Source organism: Pseudomonas sp. SJZ077, from assembly GCF_007993905.1.
Classification (GTDB): domain Bacteria; phylum Pseudomonadota; class Gammaproteobacteria; order Pseudomonadales; family Pseudomonadaceae; genus Aquipseudomonas; species Aquipseudomonas mandelii.
In genome coordinates this window covers 27,733-52,504 of the sequence record NZ_VIUJ01000018.1, presented here as the reverse complement: position 1 = coordinate 52,504, position 24,772 = coordinate 27,733, and the positions used below count along the sequence as shown (strand labels likewise).

Here is a 24,772-nt window from a genome sequence, read left to right as displayed (position 1 = left end):
GACAAATGTATTGTATACGGCACATTAAAGCCAACTCAACTTCTAGTCTCACGAATCCGCCCCCTCACCCGCCTCACCCCAATCCCCACCAATATCCCCACCACAATCGCCCCCAACGGCACCGCGCCCACCCAAGTCATCGTCGGAAACACCAGCAAAATCTGCGAATCATTTCCACCCAACATCATCGACGCACCAATCCCCATCAGCACCCCCGCCAGTAAATGCTTCCCCGCGGCCCGCCATTCAAACCGCTGATAGCTGAACGTCCGTCGATGCAACGTGTAGCTGAGCATCCCCACCATGAGCATGACGAACACCGCGACGCGCTGGCTGGTCAGTGAGCCGTCGCCCGAGGCCCAGAACATTTGCGAGAGGTCGTAAAAGAACACGCTCGGGGTCCACAGCGGTTCGAAGGTGTAGAGGGCGCTGGTCAAAGCGCCCAGGAGCATGCTGGACAGCACCAGGTGTTTGTCGCCGTGAACGCGGATCAGGAAGAGTAATGCCATCAGCACGATGCCGATGGTCAGCCAGTATTGGTGGCTGGAGATCGTCGGCATTTGCAGGGTTTTGTGTTCGGTCAGCATGTTCAGGTGATACCAGAGGACGATCCCCACCACCCAGCCAACAATCGTGAAGGCTTTGCTGAGGTTGCCGCTGGCGAGTTTGGTGAGGGTGCCGACGCTGCAACCGTCGTTGAGCACCGAGGCGATGCCGAACAGCAACCCGCCCCCGACCAGCGACACGTAGCCGACGTCAGGAACGAACAACGGCTGACTGATGCCAAACAGCCGGTAAAACGGTGCCAGTAACAGGCCGAACAGACCGCAAGAGATGAGCGACACAAACAGTGTCGGCCGGCGTCTGAGCAACAACCCGGTGGCATTGACCAGGCACATGCCCATGCGCTGGGATACCCAACCGATAAGGAAGGCCAACAGCAGTGAAATCAGCAGGGAAAGCACAGGCCTCCTTGTTTCCGGGCCGCCACATCGAACAGGTCTCTGAAGGATAGATTAGCCGCTGCCCAAACTACGGGTGATCCGGCAAAGGCCTTCTACACTCAATCCGCATACGCCCCCATCAAACGAGCCCCCATGACCACCCTCAAAGACCGCTTGAAGCAAGGCAAGGATGCGCGCAAGAACTGCCCCCGCAATACTCAAGCGTCAACGGGAAAAATGAGCCGCGACCCACTCCCGCTGATCAAAGCGTCCAGCGAGGGCCGGATCAAATCCCTGGTCGAATTACGCTACGGTCGAATGCTCGTTTCCCCCTTCACCTTCTATCGCGGCAACGCGCTGTTGCAGGCTCACGACCTCGCCGCAACGCCAACCATGGGACTGACATCGCCCATCTGCGGCGATTGCCACCTGATGAATTTCGGCGGGTTCGCCACGCCCGAACGCAATCTGTTGTTCGGCGTCCACGACTTCGACGAGGTCCATCCCGGCCCTTGGGAGTGGGACGTTAAAAGGCTGGTGGCGAGTATCGTAGTGGCCGCCCGCGATCTGCGTCATGGCGAAACGATCGAAGAGACGGTCAGCCGCGAAGTGGTCAGCGCTTATCAGGAAACCATGCTCGAGTGCGCCGAACAAAGCTCGCTGGAAACCTGGTACGAGTCCATCTGTTACGACGACTTGCGCAAGCAGGCGAACAAAAAAACGCTGGAGCATATCGAGCGTGCCATCGAAAAGGCCGAGGGCCGATCCCACGCCGAGCTACTGCCGAAAATCAGCGAACGTGACGCCCATGGTCGTCTGATCATTCGCGATGACCTGCCGGAAATTTTCCACCTGCACAAAAACACCACATTGCTGGATGCCGATGATGACTGGCTACGCCACTCGGATTGGCGGCCAATCTACGACGCCTTCATGCGCGAGTATCCCGGCACGCTGCAGGCTGACCGACGGGCGTTGTTTTCACGTTTTCACGCCCAGGACATGGCGTTCAAAGTGGTGGGTGTCGGCAGTGTTGGCACCCGTTGTCTGGTGGTCTTGCTGACCGACGATCAGGAATTCCCGCTGTTCCTGCAATTCAAGGAAGCACGGCGCTCGGTGCTGGCTGATTACGTGAAGACGAAATCAACAGTGCGGCATAACGGTCAGCGGGTGGTTGAGGGTCAACGATTGATGCAATCGGCCAGTGACCTGTTTCTCGGTTGGACCACCGGCCCCAGCGGTCGACACTTCTACGTGCGGCAATTGCGCGACATGAAAATCTCGGCCGAACTCGAGACGTTCGATGCGGACACCTTCGCCGCGTATGGTCGCGTCTGTGGTCGAGCCCTCGCTCGCGCGCATGCCAAATCGTCCGGGCAGGCCGCGCAGATCAGCGGTTACATCGGCAAGAGCGATGCGCTGGCCGACGCGCTGTTCAAGTATGCGAAAAGTTATGCAACGCAGAATGAGCAAGACTTTGAGCGATTCCAGCAGGCCTGCCGCAAGGGCCGGTTACAGGCTCGCTCCGAGGCAGACTTTGCGGCAGATCATTTACCCTAAGCGGGTAACGCGGTCCATCCACACATGAACTTTTCTTCACCCCACCACCTCCCCCCAACCGGTACAGTGCTCCCGCTCATTCAAGAAACTACGGTTTGCCCGCCCTCCCGCGGGCTTTTTTTTGCCTTTTGATCGACCAGCGGCGGTCGGTGTCACCCAGTGTTTTCTTTGGAACTGTCGCCAATCACGCCCAACCACCTTATTGTGTGTACCCTCGATGTCTGCCACCGGCGTGCCAGGACTGGACGAGGTGCTGGGCGGAGGTTTGCCGGAGTTTTCGTCACCGCACTGACGAGCATCGGTGTCAGTGTGTTGCTGACCTCGGAACTGGAAGACCACTGCACCGACCTGCGTTTCAGCCCTTACGGCACGGCGTTTCTCACCGATGCAATCATTGTCCAGCGCTACATCGAAGTGCAGAGCCGCTTGTTGGCATCATGGCGGTGGTCAAGGTACAGGCCAGCGCCCATTCCGATGAATTGCGCCTGTACAGCATCGATGATAACGGCCTGCAGAGTTTTTCCGCTGGTCGCGTAATGCTTGCGCGACGATCCCCCCGAACCGGAGCGCCCTATGCCGTTGTTGTCCCTGCCCTGCAAACGCTTGACGCTGGCGGTGCTCGCCCCCGAACAGGCGGCGCTGGAAAGCGATTTCTACCGGCGCAACCAAAGGCACCTTGCCCGGTGGTCGCCGATTCGCCCTTCCGACTACCACAGCCCAGAAAACATTCGTCCGCGCCTTGAGGTGCAAGCCAGTGCGTTCGAGGCCGGCCTGGCGGTGCATTTCGCGCTGCTGGACCCGGACAACGGCCAGATGATCGGCGCCTGCAATTTCAGCGGCATCACTCGCGGAGCGTTTCAGGCGTGTTATCTCGGTTACCACATCGACGAATCCCGTCAGGGCCAGGGCTTGATGCAGGAAGCACTGGAAGCAGGCATCGGCTACATGTTCGATGAGCAGAAACTGCACCGGATCATGGCCAATTACATCCCCGGCAACGAACGCAGCGCGCGGCTGCTGGAGCGTCTGGGATTTGAACGTGAAGGCTACGCCAAGGCCTACCTGAGTATCGCCGGGCGCTGGCAGGATCACGTGTTGACCGCGTTGATCAATGATCGCTTTGAAACCCCGGAACAGCGCTGGTCCAGGCGCCTCTCGTAATATTTCGCGGCCGTTCACAATTCATTAAGGATTCACACCGTATGCTCGGGCTTCCCGGTCCACCTGCTCGGTAGCCAGAAGCCTATGTCGCGTCCCGCCACTTCACTGTTCCTGCTGGCCGCCCTGCTGTTTTTCTTTGCCTTGGGCAATCATCAACTGCAAGGGTCCACCGAGGCCCGGGTGGCCGGGATCGCCATGCAGATGCACCTGGACAACGACTGGGTAACGCCCCGTTTGTTCGGCGAACCGTTTCTGGAAAAACCACCTTTGAGCTTGTGGCTCGATGCCGGCGCCATCCGTGCATTTGGCGGCACGCCGTGGGCGGTGCGACTGGCCTCGGCGTTCGCCGGGCTGTTCAGCGTGATGCTGTTGTACGCGATGCTGCGGCGGTTCGGCCGGCCCAAGGCGATTGCCTGGACGGCGGGAATCTTTCTGGCAACCATGGCCAGTTATTGGAGCAACGTACGCGGCGTCGGTGAAGACGCGTTGCTCTCCCTCGGCGTGACCCTGGCGTTGCTGGCGTTCTTTCAGGGGCAACGTCAATCGACGCCCGGCAACGCGCTGCTGTTCGCCTCGGGAATCGCTATCGCCACACTGAGCAAAGGCGTCCTCGGCCTGGCGATGCCGGGCGTGGTGATTTTCGCCTATCTGCTGGCCGAGACCTTGATGGACAGGCGCCTGAAAATCCACGACTGGTTGCGTCCCGGTTTACTGACACTGGCTGGATTGATCCCGCTGATGATTTGGCTCGCCGTGCTGTACCAGCGTGGTGGCGCGCATGCCGTGGGGGAAGTGCTGCTGACCAACAGTGTCGGGCGCTTCAGTGGATCCTTTGTCGAGGCCGGGCATTACGAACCGTACTACTACTATCTGGCCAAGCTGCCCCAGGCGTTTCTGCCGTGGAATATTCTGGTGTACCTGGGGCTGTGGCATTTTCGCAAAAGCCTGATGGCCAATCGTTACTTGCTGTTTTTCACCCTGTGGATCGTGGCGCAGTTTGTGATGCTGACATTGGCGTCGAGCAAGCGCACGGTGTATCTCATGTCGATGACGCCTGCGGCGGCGGTGATTGCGGCGGAGTATGCGGGCGTTCTGTTCGAGCGGCTGAAGATGCGCGAAGGGGCCTCGAACCTTTTGGGGCACATCGCACGGCATCGACGCGGCGCAGCCATTGGCGTGATCGCGTTGGTGATCGGCAGCTACCTGGCCGCCGCTCAATGGGCGCTGCCCCATGCGGACCGCAAACTGTCCTTCCTGCCGTTGACTGCACAGATCCAGACGATGCAGGCCAACGGGCAACACATCGCCCTGTTCCAGGCCAACGAACGGGTGGGCGGTGCCAGCGTGTTCTACACCCGACAAGTGCTCAAGGGCCTGGACACCGAGGCGCAACTGCATGAGTTTCTGGCGGCCTCACCCAGCAACGTGGTGGTCATGTCTGGTGAAGTCGAACCGGCCGCGCCGTTGAAAGTGCTCAAGAGCATGAAGGTGGGGCGTCAGGCTTACTACTTTGTGAACCAATAAGCGGCTCGGCGGTTGGCGCTTCAGCCTTTTGCAGCACCGGCATCTCCAGCAGCGCTCGTCCGTAAAATGGCAACGCCGTCAGCAAACAGGCCAGCCACACGAAGATCCCGGCCCAAAAGGTGTGGGACATGTAGTGCCAGCCTTGCAGGACACGTGTCGTGCCATAGACGAAACCGAGCAGCAACGCTCCGTACATCAGCGCCTTGGAGTAGCGCCAGCGGTAGCGGCGAGCCACGAAATACAGCGCGAGCATGGTAAAACCGCCGGAAGCATGGCCACCCGGCCAGCAACGGCCATCACCGGCCTCCCTGAACAGCTGGAAGTTGTTGTACCACTCCACGTGGGGCAATTTCCCACCGTAGAGGGTTGTTTCGATCGGGCAGTACACGCTGGTGTGCGCCTTGAGGAAATGGATCACGCCGGTGCAGATGGCAAATGCGAAGACGACGAACAGAAAATCCCGACGATGTTCGTTGGCAAATCGCAACACCGATGCCGCCTTGCTCCGTTCCAGAAAACCACCGAGGCGAGGATGCTTTGAAGTGTTGATCAGCGGCCAGACAAACGACAGCATCGCACCGATCAAGGCAATCTCGGCGGTCCAGTTCGGAATGATGCGCGCCCACTTGTGGGTGAGCTTTTCGAAGAAGTGAACCTTGTCGAGCGGGAAGATCTGAGCGACCGGATCAAACAGAAGATTACTGAAGGCGATGTCGATCCGGGTCATGTCGAACATCAGGAAAACCAGGGCCGCGCAGGCCAACGGGATACCGAAGTTCGCCCAGTAAAAGCGGTTGCGGGAAGAAGTCAGCATCGTCTGTCCAGATCCATAGGAAAAATTCATTCGGTGGTCACCGAACGCCAGTCAGAGGCTTCAATGAAGCCGAGCATTTTCGGTGTCAGAGGTTTTCTGGCGGAAATAAACAATGAAGCGCCATAACCGAGCGTGGAGGTCGACACCTTGAGGTCTTTTTCAAGTTGCGCCATGCATTCGCTGTGGGTCACCAGGATCAAATTGCGACCCGCCACTTTGTGCGCCAGGGCGTCGCGCAGCATCGTGCCCTTGCAGCTCACCAGCCAGTCCTCGCCCACACCGACCTTGTTGAACATGTAGCCGGCCGTCTGTGACGTGCGCATCATCGGGCTGTTGTAGATATCGGTCTTGTCCAACCCCAACTGTTCGAACCGCGCACCGACACTGACCGCGACGCTGCGCGAGCGATCGGTAATGCCATCGTTGCCACTCAGGCACGCGGCTTTCGAGTGATCGCAGCGCTCGACATGGCGGACCAGCACGATGACGTCGCCTTTGGCCCATTCGGTGGCCAACGTTCGTGCGCCCGCCACATTGCCATGGGCCAGGTCCGGCACAGCGGCCGGCTGCAACAGCCATACGATCACTGGAATGACCAGCAGCGCCGAGGCCAGCACCACTACGGTGTTTCGATGGCGGGTCAAACAGCTCAGGTTAATTGAGCGTTTTATCCCGAACAGACTCAGTCTCAATTCCACATCAAGCCGCCTCGCCGGCATGCACCATTGTTATTCGAAGCCGCGAGGGTAGAGAGGCGCGCGTCGGCAGCCGGTGAAACCCATGTGAAAAAAAGCTTAAGCCGCTCACAAAAACCTTGTTACAGAATCAGTCCGACAAAAACCTTTCAGCTCTCGCGATTGCTGCCGATACAGGCCTGCTACACACCCTTGCTGGCACCTAAAAAAACAACAATCTTCCAGCCAACTGACGATCGAAAGCGCAACGTTCCTGGAGGAATTTGATGAATAGCTGGTTCGGCAACATCAGCGTGAACATGAAACTGGGCCTGGGGTTCGGCCTGGTCCTGGCACTGACCTGCGTACTGGCCCTGACCGGCTGGACGAGCCTGGGCGGCTTGATTGACCGCAGCAACTGGATGAGCGACATCACCCAGCTCAACTCCGGCTTGACCAAGCTTCGTGTGGTTCGCCTGCAATACATGCTGACCAACGGCGACGAAACCGCCGCTCAGAACGTACAGACCACCCTTGACGCCTTTTCCGCTCAGCAACAATCGCTGTTGTCGAAGTTCAAGAGCCCGGAAAACCTCAAGCTGCTCAAAGAGCAAGGCACTTACATCGACGCCTACAAGACGTCGCTGAACAAGATGCGCAGCGCCTACCGCACCGGCAACAGCGCCCGCGACACCATGGCCGCCAACGCTGAAACAGCCAGCACGCTAATCGACGCCATCAGCACCCGCGTGCAACAAATGGCCCTGAGTGACCAGCGTTTCGAACAGTTCCAGGCCGTCACCACCGCCAAGGAAGCGTTCATCCTGGCCCGCTACGAAGTGCGCGGCTACACCGCCACCACCAATGCCGAGACCGAGCAAAAAGCCGTCACCCAACTGGATTCAGCAATTGCCAGCCTGAAACCGCTGAACGTGCATTTCGCCGAGACCCAGCAAGATGCCCTGCGTCAGCTGGAAACCGCACTTGGCAATTACCGTAGCGCGTTGATCGCCTATAAAGCCGCCAACAGCGATGCCGTGCAGGCGCGCAAGGAAATGACCGACCAGGGCGCCGCCATCGTGACCCTGAGCGAGCAGCTGTATCAGATCCAGCTCGACCGTCGCGACGCCGAAAGCGCCCAGGCGCGCACACTGCAGTTGATCAGCACATTGCTGGCATTGCTGGTGGGCATCATTGCAGCCGTGATCATCACCCGTCAGATCACCGGCCCGCTACGCGACACCCTGGCCGTGGTCGAACGCATCGCCAGCGGCGACCTGTCCCAGGACGTCAAAGTGACGCGCCGCGATGAACTCGGCGTGTTGCAGCAAGGCATCGCACGCATGGGCGTGACCCTGCGTGACTTGATCAGCGGCATCCGCGACGGTGTCACCCAGATCGCGAGCGCCGCGGAAGAACTGTCCGCCGTCACCGAGCAAACCAGTGCCGGCGTCAACAGCCAGAAGATCGAAACCGATCAAGTGGCCACCGCCATGCACGAGATGACGGCCACCGTGCAGGAAGTCGCGCGCAACGCCGAAGAAGCCTCCCTGGCCGCAGCCGCCGCTGATGGTGAAGCCCGCGAAGGCGATAAAGTGGTCAACGAAGCCATCGCCCAGATCGAACGCCTGGCCACTGAAGTGGCGCGCTCCACCGAAGCCATGAGTGTGCTGCAACAGGAAAGCGACAAGATCGGCAGCGTCATGGACGTGATCAAGGCCGTCGCCGAACAGACCAACCTGCTGGCCCTCAACGCCGCCATTGAAGCCGCGCGCGCCGGTGAAGCCGGTCGTGGTTTTGCGGTGGTGGCCGACGAAGTCCGTGGTCTGGCCCAGCGCACACAGAAGTCCACCGAAGAAATCGAAGGCCTGGTGGCCGGTCTGCAGAATGGCACCCAACAAGTGTCGACCGTGATGAACAACAGCCGCGCCCTGACCGACAGCAGCGTGGCCTTGACCCGCAAGGCTGGCACGTCGCTGGAAAACATCACCCGCACGGTGTCCAACATCCAGTCGATGAACCAGCAGATCGCTGCCGCCGCCGAGCAACAAAGCGCCGTGGCCGAAGAAATCAGCCGCAGCATCATCAACGTGCGCGACGTGTCGGAGCAAACCGCCGCCGCCAGCGATGAAACGGCCAAGTCCAGCGTTGAGCTGGCGCGGTTGGGGAATCAGTTGCAGATGATGGTCAGTCACTTCAGGGTTTAAAGCACCGCCGCTCTCCAGCCCCGCAGAAGCCCTTTAAATAAAGGGCTTCGTCATTTTTACGAAGCGTTTATCCGTCCGTAACGCTCACGGGTGATTTGGAGGAACTGATGAAGCTTTTTACAGGCAGATCGCGTTGGTAAACACCAACCGGTTGCCGAACGGATCACTGATGGTCATGTCCTGGCTTCCCCAGGGCATGGCCTGGATCTGCGGGTGCGAAAACGGATACGCCTTCGCCAGCAGTTGCTGCTGGAAGGCCTCGAGCTCATCGGTCTCGATGCGCAGGGCCGAACCCGGCGTGCCGTCGCCATGGTGCTCGGACAGGTGCAGCACGCATTCGCCACGGGAGACTTGCAGGTACAGCGGGGAATTCGGCTCGAAGCGATGCTGCCAGTCGACCGTGAACCCCAGAAAGTCGACGTAGAATTCCAATGCCTTGGCCTCGTCGAAAATCCGCAGGATCGAGGTGGTTTTGCCGAAGCTCATTGGGTTGCTCCCTGACTGAAAAGACACCCGTTGAAGTTGGGCTGGATGTCAGCGCTTCGGCTTGGCGCTGGCTTTCTTTAATTGCAATGTGCCATCACTGTGACGTATTTCTCGGAATAACTACTGAAACCCGTCACGCAAATCCCCTTCCCGCGCCAGAAACCGTCCTTCCCGTTTCCCGTTCGCCTGGCCATCGCTGTAACTCAACACGCCGTTGACCCATACACCTTCAATCCCCTCGGCCGCCTGTTGCGGGTCACTGAAGTCCGCCACGTCGCGAATGCTCAGCGGATCGAACAACACCAGGTCCGCCCAATGCCCTTCACGAATCTCACCCCTTTGCTTCAAGCCAAAACGTGCCGCCGACAATCCGGTCATTTTGTGTACGGCGGTATGCAGCGGAAACAGGCCGACGTCGCGACTGAAATGTCCGAGCACACGTGGGAAAGCGCCCCACAAGCGCGGATGCGGGAACGGATCTTCCGGCAATCCGTCGGACCCCACCATCGACAAGGGATGGGCGAGGATTCTTCGCACATCGGCCTCGTCCATGCCGTAGTACACCGCGCCGGCCGGTTGCAGACGGCGTGCAGCGTCAAGCAACGGCACGCTCCATTCGGCGGCGATGTCCATCAAGTCGCGGCCGCCCAATTCCGGGTGCGGCGTGGACCAGGTGATGGTGATGCGATGGGCGTCGGTGACTTGCTTGAGGTCCAGGGTCGAAGAACTCGCCGCGTAGGGATAACAATCGCAGCCCACCGGGTGAGTTTTCGCCGCTTCCTCAAGCGAGGCCAGCAATTGCGGACTGCGCCCCCAGTTACCGGCCCCCGCGCATTTGAGGTGAGAAATGATCACCGGGGATTTCGCATGCCGGCCGATCTGGAACGCCTCGTCCATCGCCTCCAGCACCGGTTCGAATTCACTACGCAAATGGGTGGTGTACACGGCGCCGAACGCCGTCAGCTCTTCAGTCAGTTGCATCACTTCGTCGGTGGACGCCGAGAACGCGCTGGCGTAGGCCAGACCGGTGGATAACCCCAAGGCGCCCGCCTCAAGACTTTCACGCAACTGCTCGCGCATCGCGCTGATTTCATCAGGCGTGGCGGTGCGATACAGGTCGTCGAGATGGTTGCTGCGCAACGCGGTGTGGCCCACCAGCGCGGCGACGTTCAGCGTAGTGTTCGCCGCTTCGACCGCTGCGCGGTAATCACTGAACGTCGGATAAACGAAGGCTGCCGAAGTGCCGAGCAGGTTCATCGGATCGGGCGGATCGCCACGCAGGCTCACCGGTGACGCGCTGATCCCGCAGTTGCCGACAATCACCGTGGTCACGCCCTGGCTGAGCTTGGGCAGCATCTGCGGCTGGCGGATCACCACCGTGTCGTCATGGGTGTGCACGTCGATAAAACCCGGCGCCAGCACGCGGCCGGCAGCGTCGATTTCCTCGCGGGCGGTCGCCTCATGCAAGTCGCCGATGCGCGCGATTCGGCCGTTCTGAATCGCCACATCGGCGGGGTAACCGGGGCTGTTGCTGCCATCGATGACCAAGGCGTTGCGGATCAGCGTGTCGTACATCATGTCAGTCTCCCAGCGGCAAACGATCGTCGCCGCCGCGGTAATCGTCCAGGGCGAGTTTGATCCGCCGCAGACGTTCTTGATTGTCTTCAGGGTTGGCCAGCGCGAGCTCGGTGGCAAGCACGTCGATGGCCAGCAGCATGCCGTAGCGCGCCGCCGTCGGTTTGTAGATAAACGAGGTTTCGACGCCTTGCAGCGGCAGCAGCACATCGGCCAATTGCGCCAGCGGCGAGTCGGCCCGGGTGATGGCGATAATCCGTGCACCGTAGTTGCGGGCCAGTTCGACGGCGTCGATGAGTTCGGGGGTGATGCCGGTCAGCGAGCAGGCAATGACCGCGCGTTCGGCATCAAGGCTGGCGGCGGTGACGCGCATCATCACCGGGTCGTGGCACGCCGCAATCGGGTAGCCAAATCGCACCAGCCGCACTTGCAGCTCATCGCTGCACAAGGTTGAACAACCGCCCAGGCCGAATGCATGAATCATCCGCGCCTTGCCCAGCAGTTTCACGGCATCGGCGAACCGCGACTCGTCGAACGCCGACAGATGCTGACGCAGGGTCGACTCGATATCGCCGACGATCTGCCCATAGAACGCCGACTGATCCGGCGTCCCCGCCGGGTCAAGGAAGCGGCTGCCGACGCCGCTGGCCTGGGCCAGTTGCAGGCGCAGATCACGCAGGTCGCGACAGCCCACCGTGCGGGCAAACCGCGACAGCGTGGCGGTGCTGACCTCTGCCCTCTGCGCCAGCTCATCGAGGCTGGCGGCGGAGGCAAAGCCGACGTCGTTGAGCATCAGCCGCGCGATGCGTCCTTCACCGGCGCTGAAGGAATCCTGGCGGGCGCGGATCTGGTAGAGGATGTCCATGGCAGGCGGCTCCGGTTAGATCAAGTAAGAAAGACCCACGGTCAGCGCGAAAGCCACCACCGAAATAATGGTTTCAAGCACCGTCCAGGTCTTGAAGGTCTGGGCAACGGTCATGTTGAAGTATTCCTTGATCAACCAGAAGCCGCCGTCGTTGACGTGGGAAAAAATCACCGACCCGGCGCCGGTCGCCAGCACCAGCAACTCGGGGTGCGGATACCCCAGACCGATGGCCACCGGCGCGACGATGCCCGAGGCCGTGGTCATCGCCACGGTGGCGGAACCGGTCGCGATGCGCATCAACGCCGCGAACAGCCAACCCATGATCAGCGGCGACAGGTGAAATTCATCGGCCAGGCTGACGATCTGGTTGGTCACGCCGGCGTCCACCAGGATCCGGTTCAAGCCACCGCCGGCACCGACCAGCAAGGTGATGCTGGCGGTTGGCGCCAGGCATTCGTTGGTGAACTTGAGGATCGATTCGCGGCTGAAGCCCTGGGCGATGCCGAGGGTCCAGAAGCTCAGCAACGTCGCCAGCAGCAGCGCGATCACCGAGTTGCCGATGAACAGCAGGAACTGGTTGAAACCGCTGCCCGGCGTGGAGATCAGGTTGGCCCAGCCACCGATCAGCATCAGCACCACCGGCAACAGAATGGTCGCCATGGTGATGCCGAAACCCGGCAGGCTGTCGCGCGGTTCACGGTCGAGGAACTGCCGCTCCAGCGGGTTCTCCGCCGGCAGTTGAATGCGCGGCACGATGAACTTGGCGTACAAGGGACCGGCGATGATTGCGGTCGGAATGCCGATCAGAATCGCGTACATCAAGGTCTGTCCGACCGACGCCCCATACACCTGCACCGCCAGCATTGCCGCCGGGTGCGGCGGCACCAGCGCATGCACCACCGACAAGCCAGCGACCATCGGCAAACCGACCATCAGGATCGACACGCCAACCCGCCGGGCCACGGTAAAGGCGATCGGCACCAGCAATACAAAACCGACCTCGAAGAACAGCGGCAGCCCGACCAGAAAGGCGATGCAAACCATCGCCCAGTGCGCGTTCTTCTCGCCAAAACGGTCGATCAAGGTCCGCGCCACCTGCTCCGCGCCGCCGGACTCGGCCATCATCTTGCCGAGCATCGTACCCAGCGCCACCACCAGGGCAATGTGCCCCAGGGTTTTGCCAACCCCGGCCTCGTAAGCGCCGACCACCCCGGACGCTGGCATGCCCGCCAGCAGCGCGAGGCCGATGGAGACCAGGGTAATGACAATGAACGGATTGAGTCGGTAACGGGCGATCAGAACGATCAGGGCAATGATGGCGATGGCGGCATACACCAGCAGCCAATAGCCGAAGGACAGGGTCATGCGGTACTCCTCGAAAGGGTCACGTCGAATGGATTGTGAAACTCTTAAATCATTTCGAGGCGTGACATTCAAACGAGGTGAAAGTTATTTTCGTGCAGAGGTAAGGGATGTCGCGCAGAGGTATGCCAGGTCGGTGGATATGAAAATCAGGCAGGCGGATTTACATCGCGCCTGCGTTGATTTCAGTCGTGATTCACGCGGGCACGTTTGAGCAGCTTCTTGCAGCGCTCGGACAAATGCAGCACCCGCAGATGCTTGCCGGCCTTGGCGTAGCGTTCACGCAAAGTCTTCAGCGCGGCGATGGCCGAATAGTCGACAAAACTCAGGTGGCGGCAGTCGATGGTCACGACAGGCGGATCGTTGGCGGGGTCGAACTGATTGAGAAACGGCGTAGTCGAGGCAAAGAACAACGTGCCATGCAGGTGATAGTGCTTGCTTCCGTCAGCTTCGAGATGAGCATCGGCATACAGCTCGCGCGCCTGCTGCCAGGCAAAATTGAGCGCCGCGATGATGATCCCGCACAACACGGCAGTGGCCAGGTCGGTGAACACGGTGATGACTGTGACCGCCACAATCACCAACACATCGTTCAGCGGCACCTTGTTCACCACCCGCAACGACGCCCAGGCGAACGTTTGCTGCGACACAACAAACATCACGCCGACCAGCGCGGCCAACGGGATGCGCTCGATCAGCGGCGACAGAAACAGAATGAACAGCAGAATCAGCACCCCGGCCACCACCCCGGACAGCCGGCCACGACCACCGGAACTGAGGTTGATGACGGTCTGACCGATCATCGCGCAGCCACCCATGCCGCCAAAAAACCCCGAGACCATATTGGCCGCGCCCAACGCCACGCACTCGCGATCCGGGAAGCCACGGCTTTCGGTGATCTCATCGGTGAGGTTCAGGGTCAGCAGGGTTTCCAGCAGGCCGACCAGCGCCATCAAGATCGCGTAGGGGGCGATGATGCGCAGGGTGTCCAGGCTCCAGGGAATGTCTGGCAGCGCGAACGTCGGCAAGCCGCCGGCGATGTGCGCCATGTCGCCCAAGGTGCGCGTCGGCAGGCCGAGCAGATACACCGCCAGCCCGACACTCAGGATCGCCACCAGCGCCGGCGGCACGGCACGCGTCAGGCGCGGCAGCAGGTAAACGATCGCCATCGTCAACACCACCAACCCGGTCATCAGGTACAACGGCGTGCCACTGAGCCAGGTTTCGCCATCCTTGAAGTGTTCGAGTTGCGCCAGCGCAATGATGATCGCCAGGCCGTTGACGAACCCAAGCATCACCGGGTGCGGCACCATGCGCACCAGTTTGCCAAGCCTCAGCAGCCCGAACGCCAGCATGATCAGGCCACCGAGCAACACGGTCGCGAGCAGATACTGCACGCCGTGTTGCACCACCAGCGCGACGATCACCACCGCCATCGAACCCGCCGCACCGGACACCATCCCCGGCCGCCCGCCGAAAAGCGCGGTCAGGGTACAAATGATGAACGCGCCGTAAAGCCCCATCAGCGGATTGAGGTGGGCCACCAACGCGAAGGCAATGCATTCGGGGAGCAGGGCGAAAGAAGTGGTGAGTCCGGCCAGGACATCGGCGCGCAGACGTTTTGGTTTCATGGAGGATCGAACACGACAGGGAGAGAGGGTGCGGATGTTACGGAATCGGGGGCGACCCGGCCAGTTGTTGAGTTGCTGAAAACGCAATCGCGAGCAGGCTCGCTCCCACAGTGGATCTCCGTTACACACAAAATCTGTGTCCTGTGAAGATCAAACTGTGGGAGCGAGCCTGCTCGCGATTGCAGCGACGCGGTCTAAAGCGAACTCAAACCATCTCGTCCCGAATCCATTCAACCACCAACGTCCGTTTCGGCTCCCAGCCCAGCAATTCACGCGCATGCTTGCCGCGCACCCGGCTGTTGGAGCCCAGGCCATAGTTGGCCATTTCATAACCCCATTCGGCTTCGGCGTCTTTCAACGGCCAGTCTTGCGCCTTGCCCAGTTTCAGGGCTTCAGCCATGGCCGTGGTCATGTCGATGAAGGACGCTTCACCGCTTTCGACGAAGTAGAACGTGCCCGGGACGTTTTTGGTCAGTGCCAGCAGATACAGGGACACCACGTCTTCGATGTGTACGTTGGACCAGATGTTCTGACCCGTGCCGACATGTCGGACCACACCGCTTTTACGCGCCTGTTTGAGCAAGCGCGGCAATTGCACGCTGTCGCGATTGACGCCCAGGCTGTGGCCGTAAATCAGGGTGTTGCAGATCACGGCCGAGTTCACGCCGTCTTTCGCCGCGGCGAGGATCAGGTTGTCGATGGCCACGCGGGCAGCCTTGTCGACGGTCGGTTCCGGCAGGTTGTCTTCGAAGTAGATGACGTCACTGGCTTTACCGCCGGAGGCATCGCCGACGATGCTCGAACCGCTGGTGTGCAGGAACACTTTGTGGGAGCCGCGCAACGCATTGAGCAAGGCTTCCACCGCGCCACGATGATCGCTGCTCGCAGCGTTGATCACGGCATCGGCGGCGCGGGCCTGTTCAGCCAGTAGTGCGCTGTCGTCAAGAGTGCCGATCACCGGGATGATACCGATTGCGCTCAGTTCAGTGGCTTGGTCGGCGTTGCGAACCAGGCCGGTGACTTTATGGCCCGCACGGACAAGACCGGTGGCAATGGAGCCGCCGATGAAACCAGCAGCGCCGGTAACGAATACGTTCATGGAGAAACTCCCTGCGTGAATAAGTGATGCATTGAGTATCGAGGACCGTCCCGTGGTGAAACAGACCCGCTGACCCAAATCACTCTTGCGCAGGGATCACGAATCAGCCTGTGAAGTCCGCATTCGCATAAGCCGCCAACTTGCCCTGAATGAAGTCCAGGAAGCATTGAATGCGCAGGGCCAGTTGCGAGTTGCGGTAGTACACCGCGTTGATCGGTTGGCGATAGCCGCTGTTGAAATCCGCCAGCAGCACCTGCAAGCGACCGGCACGAATGTCGTCGATCGTCATGAAGTGCGACAGACAGGCAATCCCCTGGCCTTCCAGCGCCAGGTGCCGGATCGTCTCGCCGCTGGAGGCGCTGATCGACGCCTGAATCGGCCAGCGATCACCGTGCACATACCGTAGCGGCCACTGGTTGAGGCCCTCGTTCTGGGTAAAGCCCAGCAACGCATGCCCGGCCAGGTCTGCAACCGCCGTTGGCGTGCCGTGTTGCTCAAGGTACGCCGGGCTGGCGAGGATGTGCAGCGGGCTGCAACCCAGTGAGCGTGCGTGCAGGGTTGAATCGGCCAGTGCGCCGATGCGGATGGCGATATCGGTGCTTTGTTCCAGCAAGTCGATGATCAGGTCGTTGCTGTTGAGTTCGAGCTGAATGTCGGGGTAGAGGCGGCGGAACTCGTCGATGTACGGCACGATGGCGTGCAGCATGAACGGCGAGGCGGCGTTGATCCGCAGACGCCCGGACGGGGTTTGCTGGCGTGAGGTCAGGCGTTCTTCGAGCTCGTCCATCTGATCGAGAATCAGCTTGGCGTGCTCGAAGAAATACTTGCCCTCCTCCGTCAGGTCCATGCGCCGCGTGGTGCGGTTGATCAGCGTGGTATCGAGCTTGGCCTCCAGCCGCGACAGCGTGCGGCTGACCGCCGAAGGCGTCTGCCCAACCTGTTCGGCCGCCGCGGAAATCGACCCGCACTCAATCACGCAGACGAAAATCTGCAACTCATCGGATCTGGCTTTCACGGACGCCCCTCATCGATCAATTCAGCGCCGGCCTCTGTAGGAGCCTGGCTTGCCGGCGAAGGCGTCCGCTAAAACGCCTTCGCCGGCAAGCCTGGCTCCTACAGGTTCTGGCTTCAGGTATCGATAGTAACCGAGCTCACGCCTTGAGGCCGAACACCTCGGTCAGGTGCTGCTCATAGCGCGCCACATCAGCCTCGATATTCGGACGTTTCATCACATCGACCGCCAGGAAGGTCGGCAAACCGCTCATGCCGAGAAATTCGTTGGCCTTGTGAAACGGGAAGTACACCGCGTCCACGCCTTTGCCTTCGAAGAAGTCGGTCGGGTCGTCAAAGGCTTGCTGCGGTGCGTTCCAGGTCAGCGACAACATGTATTGCTTGCCGTGCACCAAACCGCCGCTGCCGTATTTTTGCGAGGCGTCGGAACGGGTGCGGCCGTCGCTGGCGTAAAGGCTGCCATGGCCTTCAGTGAAGACTTCGTCGATGTACTTCTTCACCGTCCACGGTGCGCCCATCCACCAACCGGGCATTTGATAAATGATCACGTCGGCCCAGAGATATTTGGCGACTTCTTCAGCAACGTCGTAGCCCTCGTCGATGAAGGTGGCTTTTACATCGATGCCCCCGCGATCCAGCACGCTCAACGCGGCTTCATGCAGGGTGGTGTTGTAGCGGCCATCGGAGTGGGCGAACTTTTTGCCGCCATTGAGCAACAGAACTTTTTTCATGAGAAATCTCGGAAGGTCAGGAATTCGATGGCGGCAGAGTAACGAGCTGCCTCGCGCGGAATAAGCGCTGAATTCGCAAAATACATTTGACCAATACGCACGAATAGACAGGAGATTATTGCCATAAACTTGCGCCGATTCTGAACTTGAGGAGATTTTTGATGAGTGAACTGCAAGGCTTCATCCTGCACGCCAAGACCCGCCCGGAAAAATCCGACGCCTTCGAAGCGTTTTTCAGCGGCCATGTAGAAGCGAGTCGCGCCGAGCCCGGCTGCATCGAGTACCACATGCTGCGCGACAAACAGGACCCGACCCTGTTTATCTTCTACGAGATCTGGCAGTCCCAGGCGCACCTCGACGTGCACTCGAACCTGCCGCACATGCAGCAGTTCCGCGACATGCGCATGGAATACCTGGAACGGGATTTTGATATCCGCGCCATCGAGATGCTTAGCCCGTCCTCCGCTACCCGTTGATTAGCAAATGGCCGCCGAGCACACCGAGGCCGATGAAGAACACTCGCTTGAACAGCACGGCGCTGATCCGCTGACGCAGCCATTGGCCGAGCAACATGCCGAGCACTGCAGGAATCAACGCCAGCAACGACGCACTCAGTTCACCACCGCCAAGGACGCCGCGCCATAACAGGCCGGCGGCCAGGGCGAGGGTCGAGACGGTGAACGACAGGCCCAGGGCCTGCACCAGTTCATCCTTGCTCAAGCCCAGTGCTTGCAGATACGGCACCGCCGGAATCACGAAGACGCCGGTGGCCGAAGTGATGACGCCCGTCACAACTCCACACAGCGGACCAAGCCAGCGTTCGCTCTGCCCCCCCACGCGCAAGGCCGGCAGGAATAGACCGCTCAGTGCATAAAGCATCAGCGCCCCGCCCAACGCCCGCACCACCCACTGACCACCGGCCATGCCGATCCACACCGTGCCTGCCCCGGTACCGATGAAGATCGCCAGGAGCATCGGCCACAACCGTTTGATCAAACCGAGCAAATGCCCACCGAATGCCAGTTGCCAGACATTGGTGAAGGTTGCCGGGATGATCAGCAGCGCGGCAGCCTGTGACGGGGCCATAGCCAGACCGAGCAGGCCCATGGCGATGGTGGGTAATCCGAGGCCGATCACGCCTTTGATCATCCCAGCCAGCAGGAATGTGGCGATCACCAGCAAGGAAAGGGTCAGACCGAGGTTTTGATAGAACGCAGAGAGAGTATTCATGGGGCCATGGTGAGCCTGGATTGGCGGGTTGAAAATCTGCCATATACTGAGGCTGCCTCTTGCTTGACAAGAGGCTGACAACTGCGTCGTTACGACTGACGCCTTCGCGAGCAGGCTCGCTCCCACAGTTAAAACGCATTCCAATGTGGGAGCGAGCCTGCTCGCGAAGGCGCCCCTCCAGGCAACACATATTTAGAGGTTGCTGCCATGCACTTCGACCTGACCGACCTGCGCCTCTACCTGAACATCCTCGACACCGGCAACATCACCGCCGGTGCCGCCCGCAGCCACTTATCCCTGGCAGCGGCCAGCGCCCGAATCCGGGCCATGGAATCCTCCCTCGGCATCGACTTCCTTGAGCGTGGCCGGCGCGGTGTCACACCCACCCCGGCCGGCAAAGCCCTGGCGAAACACGCCCGTGCCCTGCTGCAACAAGCCGAGCGCCTGCAACAGGATCTGGCCGAATACGCCAAGGGGGTCAAAGGTCAGGTGCGATTGCTGTGCAACACCACCGCGATCACCGAATACCTGCCGGAGTTGCTCGCCGACTTTCTGCGCGAGCATCCGAACCTCGACATCGACCTTCAAGAATTGCCCAGCGCCCGCATCACCCATGCGTTGCGCCAAGGGGCGGCAGACCTCGGCATCGTGTCCGACGCGGTGGACACCGATGACCTGCACACCCGGCCGTTTCGCGAGGACCCGCTGGTGTTGATTCTGCCTCCTGATCATCCCTTGGCCGACCAGCCATCATTGACCTTCGCCGACACCTTGAACCACGACTATGTGGCCCTGGGCGCCAGCAGTGCCTTGGCCATCCACGTGGAAGAACAGGCCCTGCACATTGGCCAGCGCATGCCGATCCGCATTCGTGCCGACGGCTTCGACGGGGTCATTCGCATGGTTGCGCGCGGCGCAGGACTGGCCATCGTGCCGCGGGTGGCCATCGAGCGCTGGCCACAGGTACAAGGGGTCACGACCCGCGCTCTTCCCGAAGACTGGGCCAACCGCACCTTGAAAATCTGTGCCCGTGATGTCGACAGCCTGCCCGGTTACGCCCGGGCCTTGCTGGAGGCACTGACGCCGGGAACGCCTTGACTCTACCGTAAGGGGCAGACTCTATGCTGCGGGCTTCATTTCAGGAGTACACGCGATGAGCAAACGAATGCTCGTGATTCTGGGCCACCCCTCCACCGACAGTTTCTGCGGGGCGTTGAGCGAAACTTACGTCCAGGCCGCCAAGGATGCCGGACATGACGTGCGCCTGCTGCGTCTGGATGCGCTGGACTTTGATCCGGTCTTGCACCACGGCTATAACACTATCCAGCCGCTGGAGCCGGACCTGTTGCAAGCCCAGGCCGATATCACCTGGGCCGAACACCTGACGTTCGTTTATCCGATCTGGTGGGGCGGCATACCGGCGTTGATGAAGGGCTTTCTCGACCGCATTTTCCTGCCCGGTTTTGCTTTCAAATACCGTGAGGGCAAGGCCTTCCCCGACAAACTGCTCAAGGGCCGGACCGCGCATCTGCTGGTGACCATGGACACGCCGCCCTGGTATTACAAATGGGTCTATCACATGCCCGGTCTGCACCAGATGCGCAAGACGACCCTGGAGTTCTGCGGCATCAAGCCGTTGAAGACCCTGACTTTCGGGCCGATCCTGGGTTCGAAGTCGACCCAGCGTGACGCCTGGCTCGAACAGGCCCGGGTTACCGCCGGTAGCTGACGCACCCTCCGCTGCCTGCTGACGGCGCACCCTCGCCGTCAGCCCGTCCTCACGTCCCCCTCTCAAGCGGTCGTTCGTCGGCTGTGCGCGTCATTTACACGCCGCTGCAACCATTGAATGTTATTCACTATATTATTCGCTCCGATCAGGCATGAGGTCTGGTCGCGCTACGCCCTGTTTGATCATCGAGACGGATCTTTATGTATATCGGCAAAGCCGCCCAGCTGTCGGGCACCACAGTCAAAAGCATTCGCCATTACGAAGAAATAGGCCTATTGCCCGAGCCCAAGCGTGAAGGCAAATACCGTATCTACAGCCAGCAGAGTGTCGAGGTGTTGACGTTCATCAAGTGCGCCCAGCAACTGGGTTTCAAGCTCAAAGAGCTGCGGTTGATGTTGAACAACTACCACGGTGACGAATTCCCGTGGGACATGGCGCAAAAAGCGATCGCCGAAAAAAAGGCCGAGCTGGTCTCCCAGATCGGCGCTCTACAGCAACTGCACAACGGCCTCGAAGAATTCGAAAACAACCTCAACGATGCCCGAGATGAATGTCAGTTCGAGCGTATCGCCCGCTATGGCGAAAAAAACCCGGGCACTACGCTGAACTGACTACCCTGCTGCGCAGGATGATCCCTCGCATGTCACTGGCGCGCCTGCGCTGCCGGTCATCAGGTCAGATCAAGGCGGGCTTCCCTGCGGCTCGATCTTTTTCCGGCAGCGGCGCTACCGGAACAATCGCGGCGAAGAACCACGGCGACACCAGCGTCACCAGCAGAATGGTCATGACACCGCTGGAAAACAGCGCCATCGCCACCAGTGCGCCCAAATCGACAATCGGCTTGAAGTCGGAAAACAGCAGCGCCATGAATCCCACGGAGAAAATCACCACGTTGACCACGGTCGAACGGCCGACGCTGTGCATCGCCTGCAAAATGGCCGCGTCGATATGAATGCCTTGCTGCACCAACAGTTTGATCCGTGACAGCAGGTGCACCGCGTAATCGACCACACCCACCACCAGGAAGGTCACCAGTGTCGTACCGATGTTCAGCTCGATGCCGAACAGGAACATGAAGCCATAGACTGTCACCGAGGTGGTCAACAGGGTCAGCATGCCGAGTACGCCCAACCGTACCGACTTGAGCCAATACATCATCATCAGCGTGACCACCAGCAACGCCAGGGAAAAACTCAAGACCTGGCCCTGGGTGATTTCCTGCAACACGCCGGTCCAGATCAACGGCGTGCCGGCGTGCGTCACTTCGAGATTGGCCGGTTTGTTCACCAGCAACCAGGCATCGAGCTGATCCAGCATGGCCTGGTAGTCGCTGGCCACCGACGACGTCATGGTGTACAGCGTCAACGCCTTGGAATAGTCGGCGTTGAGCACGTTATTGAGGTCCGAGCCGCCGCCGTTCTCGAACAGCATTACGTGTTGCTCGATCAGTGAATTGCCCGGCACCTCGAACCGCTCGACCTGCCCCTCATCATTGACCGACGTCACCTGCTCCAGCGCCTGGGGCACGCGCAAGTAGTCGGGGTTCATGTCGTTGAGCACCAGGTTCATGCGCTTGACGTAAGTCGCCAGGGAATAGCCGTAACTGACGTGCGGTTGCTGCTTGATGAAGTGGTCGAGCTTGTCGATGAACTGCACCACTTCAGTGGTCAGCACGCCGCGCGGCTCTTTGCTGTCGATGGCGATCCAGCCCGGTGCCGTGCCCGCGACCCCGGCTTGGTTGATGAACTCGTCCGAAACGCGAATATGACTCTCGGGCTTGAAGTAGGCGATGCCCGAGTCTTCGATATCGACGCGAAAGGTGAACACCGTCATCAAGATCAGCAAGGGCAGCGTCACGATCAAGATCGGTTTGCGCCATCGGATCAACCGCGCGCAGAACGCCACCAGATAACGCGAAATGATCGATTCCTTGTGCACGGCAGCGAGGGTTTTCGGAGTCTGGTCCTTGCCCCAGATCGAAATCCAGGCCGGAATCAGCAACAGTGAAATAATCAGCGCCGCCGTCAGGCCGATGGACATGAATACGCCGAAATTGCGGATGCTGACGATGTTGTTGGTCGTGGAAATCATGAAGGTGGCGATGGTGGTCACCGTCGTCAACACCACCGGCACCACCATCAGCCGTTGCGTCTCGCGATTGGCTTCACGGTTACTTTTACCGGCGTTTTTCTGCTCGTAATACTCGGCCATCACATGGATCGCATCCGAGCAGCAAATGGTGAACAGAAACACCGGCAGGACACTGGTCAGCAAGTCGAACGGCACCCGCAACAAAGCCATCAGGCCCAGTGTCCAGATGGTGCAGAACAGAATATTGAACAGCGGCAACAGCACGCCCAGCGGTTTGCGGAAGAAGAAAATCAACAGCAGGGTGATCAACAAAAAGACAATCGGGAACAGCACCGCCAGGTCGTGGTCGATGATCTCCTGCTGGGCCGCGATGAAGATCGGCATGCCGGCAATGAAGATCTCATCCTTGAACTCCGGGTGCGCTGCCTGATAGTCCGCGACAATGCCGCGCACGATCTGGTAGGCGCGCAGTTGCGCCTGGGCGTCGTCTTGCTTGGTGCCCAGCTCGGCCACCAGCATCGCGATTTTCTTGTCCTTGGAGACGACCCCGTCGACCATCAGCTCGTTGCCCATGATCTGCGACTCGACCAGCGCCGGGTCCATGTCGTAGGCGTTGAGGGTCTTGTGGATCAGCAACTCGCCATCGCCGGTCAGCACGATGTTTTCCAGGTCGCCCATCGACGCCATTTCACGGATCGGGTTGATTCGCTCGGCGAGAAAAGTCAGGAACAGCTGATCATGGGCATCCCAGTTCTGGCTCTGGGCGTAATCACGCAGGGCCTTGGCCTGGGCGTAGTCGTTCTGGGAAAAACCGTTCTCCAGAATGTCGCGTGTCAAAAGTTGTGCACGACTGTCGTCTGGGTGCTTCGCAACGATTTGCGTCAACTGTTCCTTGTCGGCGTCGTTGGCCAGGATCATCTTGCGCAACGATTGCGACATTGAAAACAGGGCGTTGAGGGTCGGCTTGTTGAACACCGTCTGCGGGTTGTTGATTGCCACCATCACCGAGTCAAACGTGCCGGTGAATTCGCTTTGCAAGTCGATGATGGTCTTGCGCGCCGGATGGGTTTCCTTGAGCAAGTAAGGGTTGGTGTCGGAGATCAGCGAGCCCAGTGTATAGGTGAAATACGCCGTGACCGCCACCAGCAGGAAAACGATCGCCCGCGCATAGCGCTCGACGAAGTTCAGGTATCTTTCCATGATCATGCGTTCCAGGGTCGTCGGGATCGGTGCTTAGCGGGCAGACACGGCAAAGTCCGGCACGTCGCCGGTTTTCAGCCCGCGCTTGATGGCGGTCTGGGTGAACAAACGGTCTTCCAGTTGCACGTTGTATTGCAGGTGGTTGAAGCGCATCTCCGAACGCGTGCCGTCGATGAAGTGTTCGGTTTCGCTCAACACGATGCTGTCGATCGAGTCGATGGTGTCGACCTTTTGCGTGCGCATCTGCTTGACCAGCACGCCTTTGACGTCGAAGAAGTCCTGGCGCATGACCAGGAAATTCTGCTTGTCGATCCACACTTTCAGCTTGTTGTAGCCAGTCTTGGCCAGCACCTCGGGCGACGCCGGTTCACGCTCGATCACGTAGCAGTCGCGGCCCTTGACCTGTTCTTCGCCGACCAGCGTCTGGGTGTAATCCTTGACCCGGATCTTGTCCAGGTCGGCGTAGGAGTACTCGCTGCCCATGAACGAGCCGCGCTTGTCGGTGGTGGAGATCCGCCGCGTCTGGCGGCTGACCGGCAAGTACATCCACTGGCTGTCTTCCTGGCCCAGGGTTTCGTGGGGGTTTTCGATATGAAAAGCCACGTCGCGCACGTCAGTGGGGGCGGAGAAATACATGCTGAATTTGTCGCTGTCCGGGTAATCCTTTTGCAGGTAAGTGAACTCGCGAACCCGGGTATTGCCCTTTTTGTCGTGGAGGATCAGCGACACTTGGGACATGAAGCTTTTGCCGTCGTTTCGATCCCGCACCTGGCGGATGATTTCATCGGCATTCTTGCCGTCGGCGGCGGTGGCGCAAGCGCCGCTCAGGATCAATGCGGCGGCGGTCAGACTTTTGAATAGCGGCAACATGGGAACTT

22 protein-coding genes and 1 pseudogene are annotated in these 24,772 nt (G+C 60.0%); 9 read left to right on the top strand and 14 right to left on the bottom strand.

From position 1 onward, the window contains the following. Positions 1-35: 35 nt before the first annotated feature. The gene (locus tag FBY01_RS23765) at positions 36-965 is read right to left on the bottom strand and encodes a YeeE/YedE thiosulfate transporter family protein (protein ID WP_010463686.1); all 930 of its coding nucleotides are present in this window, start codon (positions 963-965) and stop codon (positions 36-38) included. Positions 966-1,097: 132 nt separating this feature from the next. On the opposite strand from FBY01_RS23765, the gene FBY01_RS23760 reads away from it, so the two are divergent. From FBY01_RS23760 to FBY01_RS23745, 4 genes and pseudogenes are all read left to right on the top strand, one after another. After that, positions 1,098-2,504, top strand: coding sequence for a DUF2252 domain-containing protein (locus tag FBY01_RS23760; RefSeq protein ID WP_145309798.1), 1,407 nt, complete (start codon positions 1,098-1,100; stop codon positions 2,502-2,504). 276 nt (positions 2,505-2,780) lie between these two features. Further along, positions 2,781-3,019, top strand: a pseudogene (locus FBY01_RS31960) (RAD55 family ATPase); the annotation flags it as partial. A 58-nt stretch (positions 3,020-3,077) separates the two neighbouring features. After that, complete coding sequence (gene rimJ / locus FBY01_RS23750) at positions 3,078-3,665, top strand: ribosomal protein S5-alanine N-acetyltransferase (RefSeq protein ID WP_010463690.1); 588 nt, start codon at positions 3,078-3,080, stop codon at positions 3,663-3,665. 84 nt (positions 3,666-3,749) lie between these two features. Next, complete coding sequence (locus tag FBY01_RS23745) at positions 3,750-5,189, top strand: glycosyltransferase family 39 protein (protein ID WP_145309800.1); 1,440 nt, start codon at positions 3,750-3,752, stop codon at positions 5,187-5,189. On the opposite strand, the gene FBY01_RS23740 is transcribed toward FBY01_RS23745, so the two are convergent. Further along, positions 5,140-6,003 carry a phosphatase PAP2 family protein gene (locus FBY01_RS23740; protein WP_145309802.1) on the bottom strand — a complete coding sequence of 288 codons (864 nt, stop codon included), beginning with the start codon at positions 6,001-6,003 and terminating at the stop codon, positions 5,140-5,142. The two genes, FBY01_RS23745 and FBY01_RS23740, sit on opposite strands and share 50 nt — an antisense overlap. Before the next feature lie 26 nt (positions 6,004-6,029). Then, entirely contained in the window at positions 6,030-6,701 is a 672-nt protein-coding gene (locus tag FBY01_RS23735; protein ID WP_145309804.1) for a histidine phosphatase family protein, read from the bottom strand. Positions 6,702-6,964: 263 nt separating this feature from the next. Between FBY01_RS23735 and FBY01_RS23730 the strand changes: the two genes are divergently transcribed. Further along, the gene (locus tag FBY01_RS23730) at positions 6,965-8,884 is read left to right on the top strand and encodes a methyl-accepting chemotaxis protein (protein ID WP_145309806.1); all 1,920 of its coding nucleotides are present in this window, start codon (positions 6,965-6,967) and stop codon (positions 8,882-8,884) included. A gap of 117 nt (positions 8,885-9,001) precedes the next feature. Here FBY01_RS23730 and FBY01_RS23725 read toward each other — a convergent pair whose 3' ends face one another. The 8 genes from FBY01_RS23725 to FBY01_RS23690 form a co-directional block, all read right to left on the bottom strand. Next, positions 9,002-9,370: a glyoxalase superfamily protein gene (locus FBY01_RS23725; protein ID WP_010463700.1), complete on the bottom strand. Its 369-nt coding sequence runs from the start codon at positions 9,368-9,370 to the stop codon at positions 9,002-9,004. Between the two features lie 120 nt (positions 9,371-9,490). Further along, positions 9,491-10,948, bottom strand: a complete 1,458-nt coding sequence (locus FBY01_RS23720; RefSeq protein WP_042932401.1) for an amidohydrolase family protein — start codon at positions 10,946-10,948, stop codon at positions 9,491-9,493. 1 nt (position 10,949) lies between these two features. Continuing rightward, the gene (locus FBY01_RS23715; protein WP_077747344.1) at positions 10,950-11,810 is read right to left on the bottom strand and encodes a MurR/RpiR family transcriptional regulator; all 861 of its coding nucleotides are present in this window, start codon (positions 11,808-11,810) and stop codon (positions 10,950-10,952) included. A 15-nt stretch (positions 11,811-11,825) separates the two neighbouring features. Next, positions 11,826-13,175 (bottom strand): gluconate:H+ symporter, encoded by a 1,350-nt coding sequence (locus tag FBY01_RS23710; protein WP_145309808.1) that lies wholly within the window; start codon positions 13,173-13,175, stop codon positions 11,826-11,828. Positions 13,176-13,357: 182 nt separating this feature from the next. Beyond that, a complete protein-coding gene (locus FBY01_RS23705) occupies positions 13,358-14,803 on the bottom strand; it encodes a SulP family inorganic anion transporter (RefSeq protein WP_145309810.1) in 1,446 nt (481 codons plus the stop codon). Between the two features lie 205 nt (positions 14,804-15,008). Next, complete coding sequence (locus FBY01_RS23700) at positions 15,009-15,902, bottom strand: NAD-dependent epimerase/dehydratase family protein (protein WP_145309812.1); 894 nt, start codon at positions 15,900-15,902, stop codon at positions 15,009-15,011. Between the two features lie 103 nt (positions 15,903-16,005). Further along, complete coding sequence (locus FBY01_RS23695) at positions 16,006-16,917, bottom strand: LysR family transcriptional regulator (protein ID WP_145309814.1); 912 nt, start codon at positions 16,915-16,917, stop codon at positions 16,006-16,008. A 136-nt stretch (positions 16,918-17,053) separates the two neighbouring features. Continuing rightward, entirely contained in the window at positions 17,054-17,644 is a 591-nt protein-coding gene (locus FBY01_RS23690; RefSeq protein ID WP_010463714.1) for an NAD(P)H-dependent oxidoreductase, read from the bottom strand. 161 nt (positions 17,645-17,805) lie between these two features. Between FBY01_RS23690 and FBY01_RS23685 the strand changes: the two genes are divergently transcribed. Next, positions 17,806-18,120, top strand: a complete 315-nt coding sequence (locus tag FBY01_RS23685; RefSeq protein ID WP_083375099.1) for a putative quinol monooxygenase — start codon at positions 17,806-17,808, stop codon at positions 18,118-18,120. On the opposite strand, the gene FBY01_RS23680 is transcribed toward FBY01_RS23685, so the two are convergent. After that, on the bottom strand, positions 18,110-18,874 hold the full coding sequence (locus FBY01_RS23680; protein WP_145309816.1) for a sulfite exporter TauE/SafE family protein: 765 nt from the start codon (positions 18,872-18,874) through the stop codon (positions 18,110-18,112). The genes FBY01_RS23685 and FBY01_RS23680 overlap by 11 nt on opposite strands. A 207-nt stretch (positions 18,875-19,081) precedes the next feature. Here FBY01_RS23680 and FBY01_RS23675 point away from each other — a divergent pair, with 207 nt between their 5' ends. The 3 genes from FBY01_RS23675 to FBY01_RS23665 all read left to right on the top strand — a co-directional run bounded on the left by FBY01_RS23675 (position 19,082) and on the right by FBY01_RS23665 (position 21,214). Next, positions 19,082-19,972 carry a LysR substrate-binding domain-containing protein gene (locus tag FBY01_RS23675; protein WP_010463719.1) on the top strand — a complete coding sequence of 297 codons (891 nt, stop codon included), beginning with the start codon at positions 19,082-19,084 and terminating at the stop codon, positions 19,970-19,972. A 55-nt stretch (positions 19,973-20,027) separates the two neighbouring features. Continuing rightward, on the top strand, positions 20,028-20,603 hold the full coding sequence (locus FBY01_RS23670) for an NAD(P)H-dependent oxidoreductase (RefSeq protein WP_077747337.1): 576 nt from the start codon (positions 20,028-20,030) through the stop codon (positions 20,601-20,603). A gap of 200 nt (positions 20,604-20,803) precedes the next feature. Next, entirely contained in the window at positions 20,804-21,214 is a 411-nt protein-coding gene (locus FBY01_RS23665; RefSeq protein WP_010463721.1) for a MerR family transcriptional regulator, read from the top strand. A gap of 64 nt (positions 21,215-21,278) precedes the next feature. Here FBY01_RS23665 and FBY01_RS23660 read toward each other — a convergent pair whose 3' ends face one another. Both FBY01_RS23660 and FBY01_RS23655 read right to left on the bottom strand, forming a co-directional pair. Next, positions 21,279-23,894: an RND family transporter gene (locus FBY01_RS23660; RefSeq protein ID WP_145309818.1), complete on the bottom strand. Its 2,616-nt coding sequence runs from the start codon at positions 23,892-23,894 to the stop codon at positions 21,279-21,281. 33 nt (positions 23,895-23,927) lie between these two features. Continuing rightward, on the bottom strand, positions 23,928-24,764 hold the full coding sequence (locus FBY01_RS23655) for an outer membrane lipoprotein-sorting protein (RefSeq protein ID WP_010463723.1): 837 nt from the start codon (positions 24,762-24,764) through the stop codon (positions 23,928-23,930). Between the last annotated feature and the right edge of the window lie 8 nt (positions 24,765-24,772).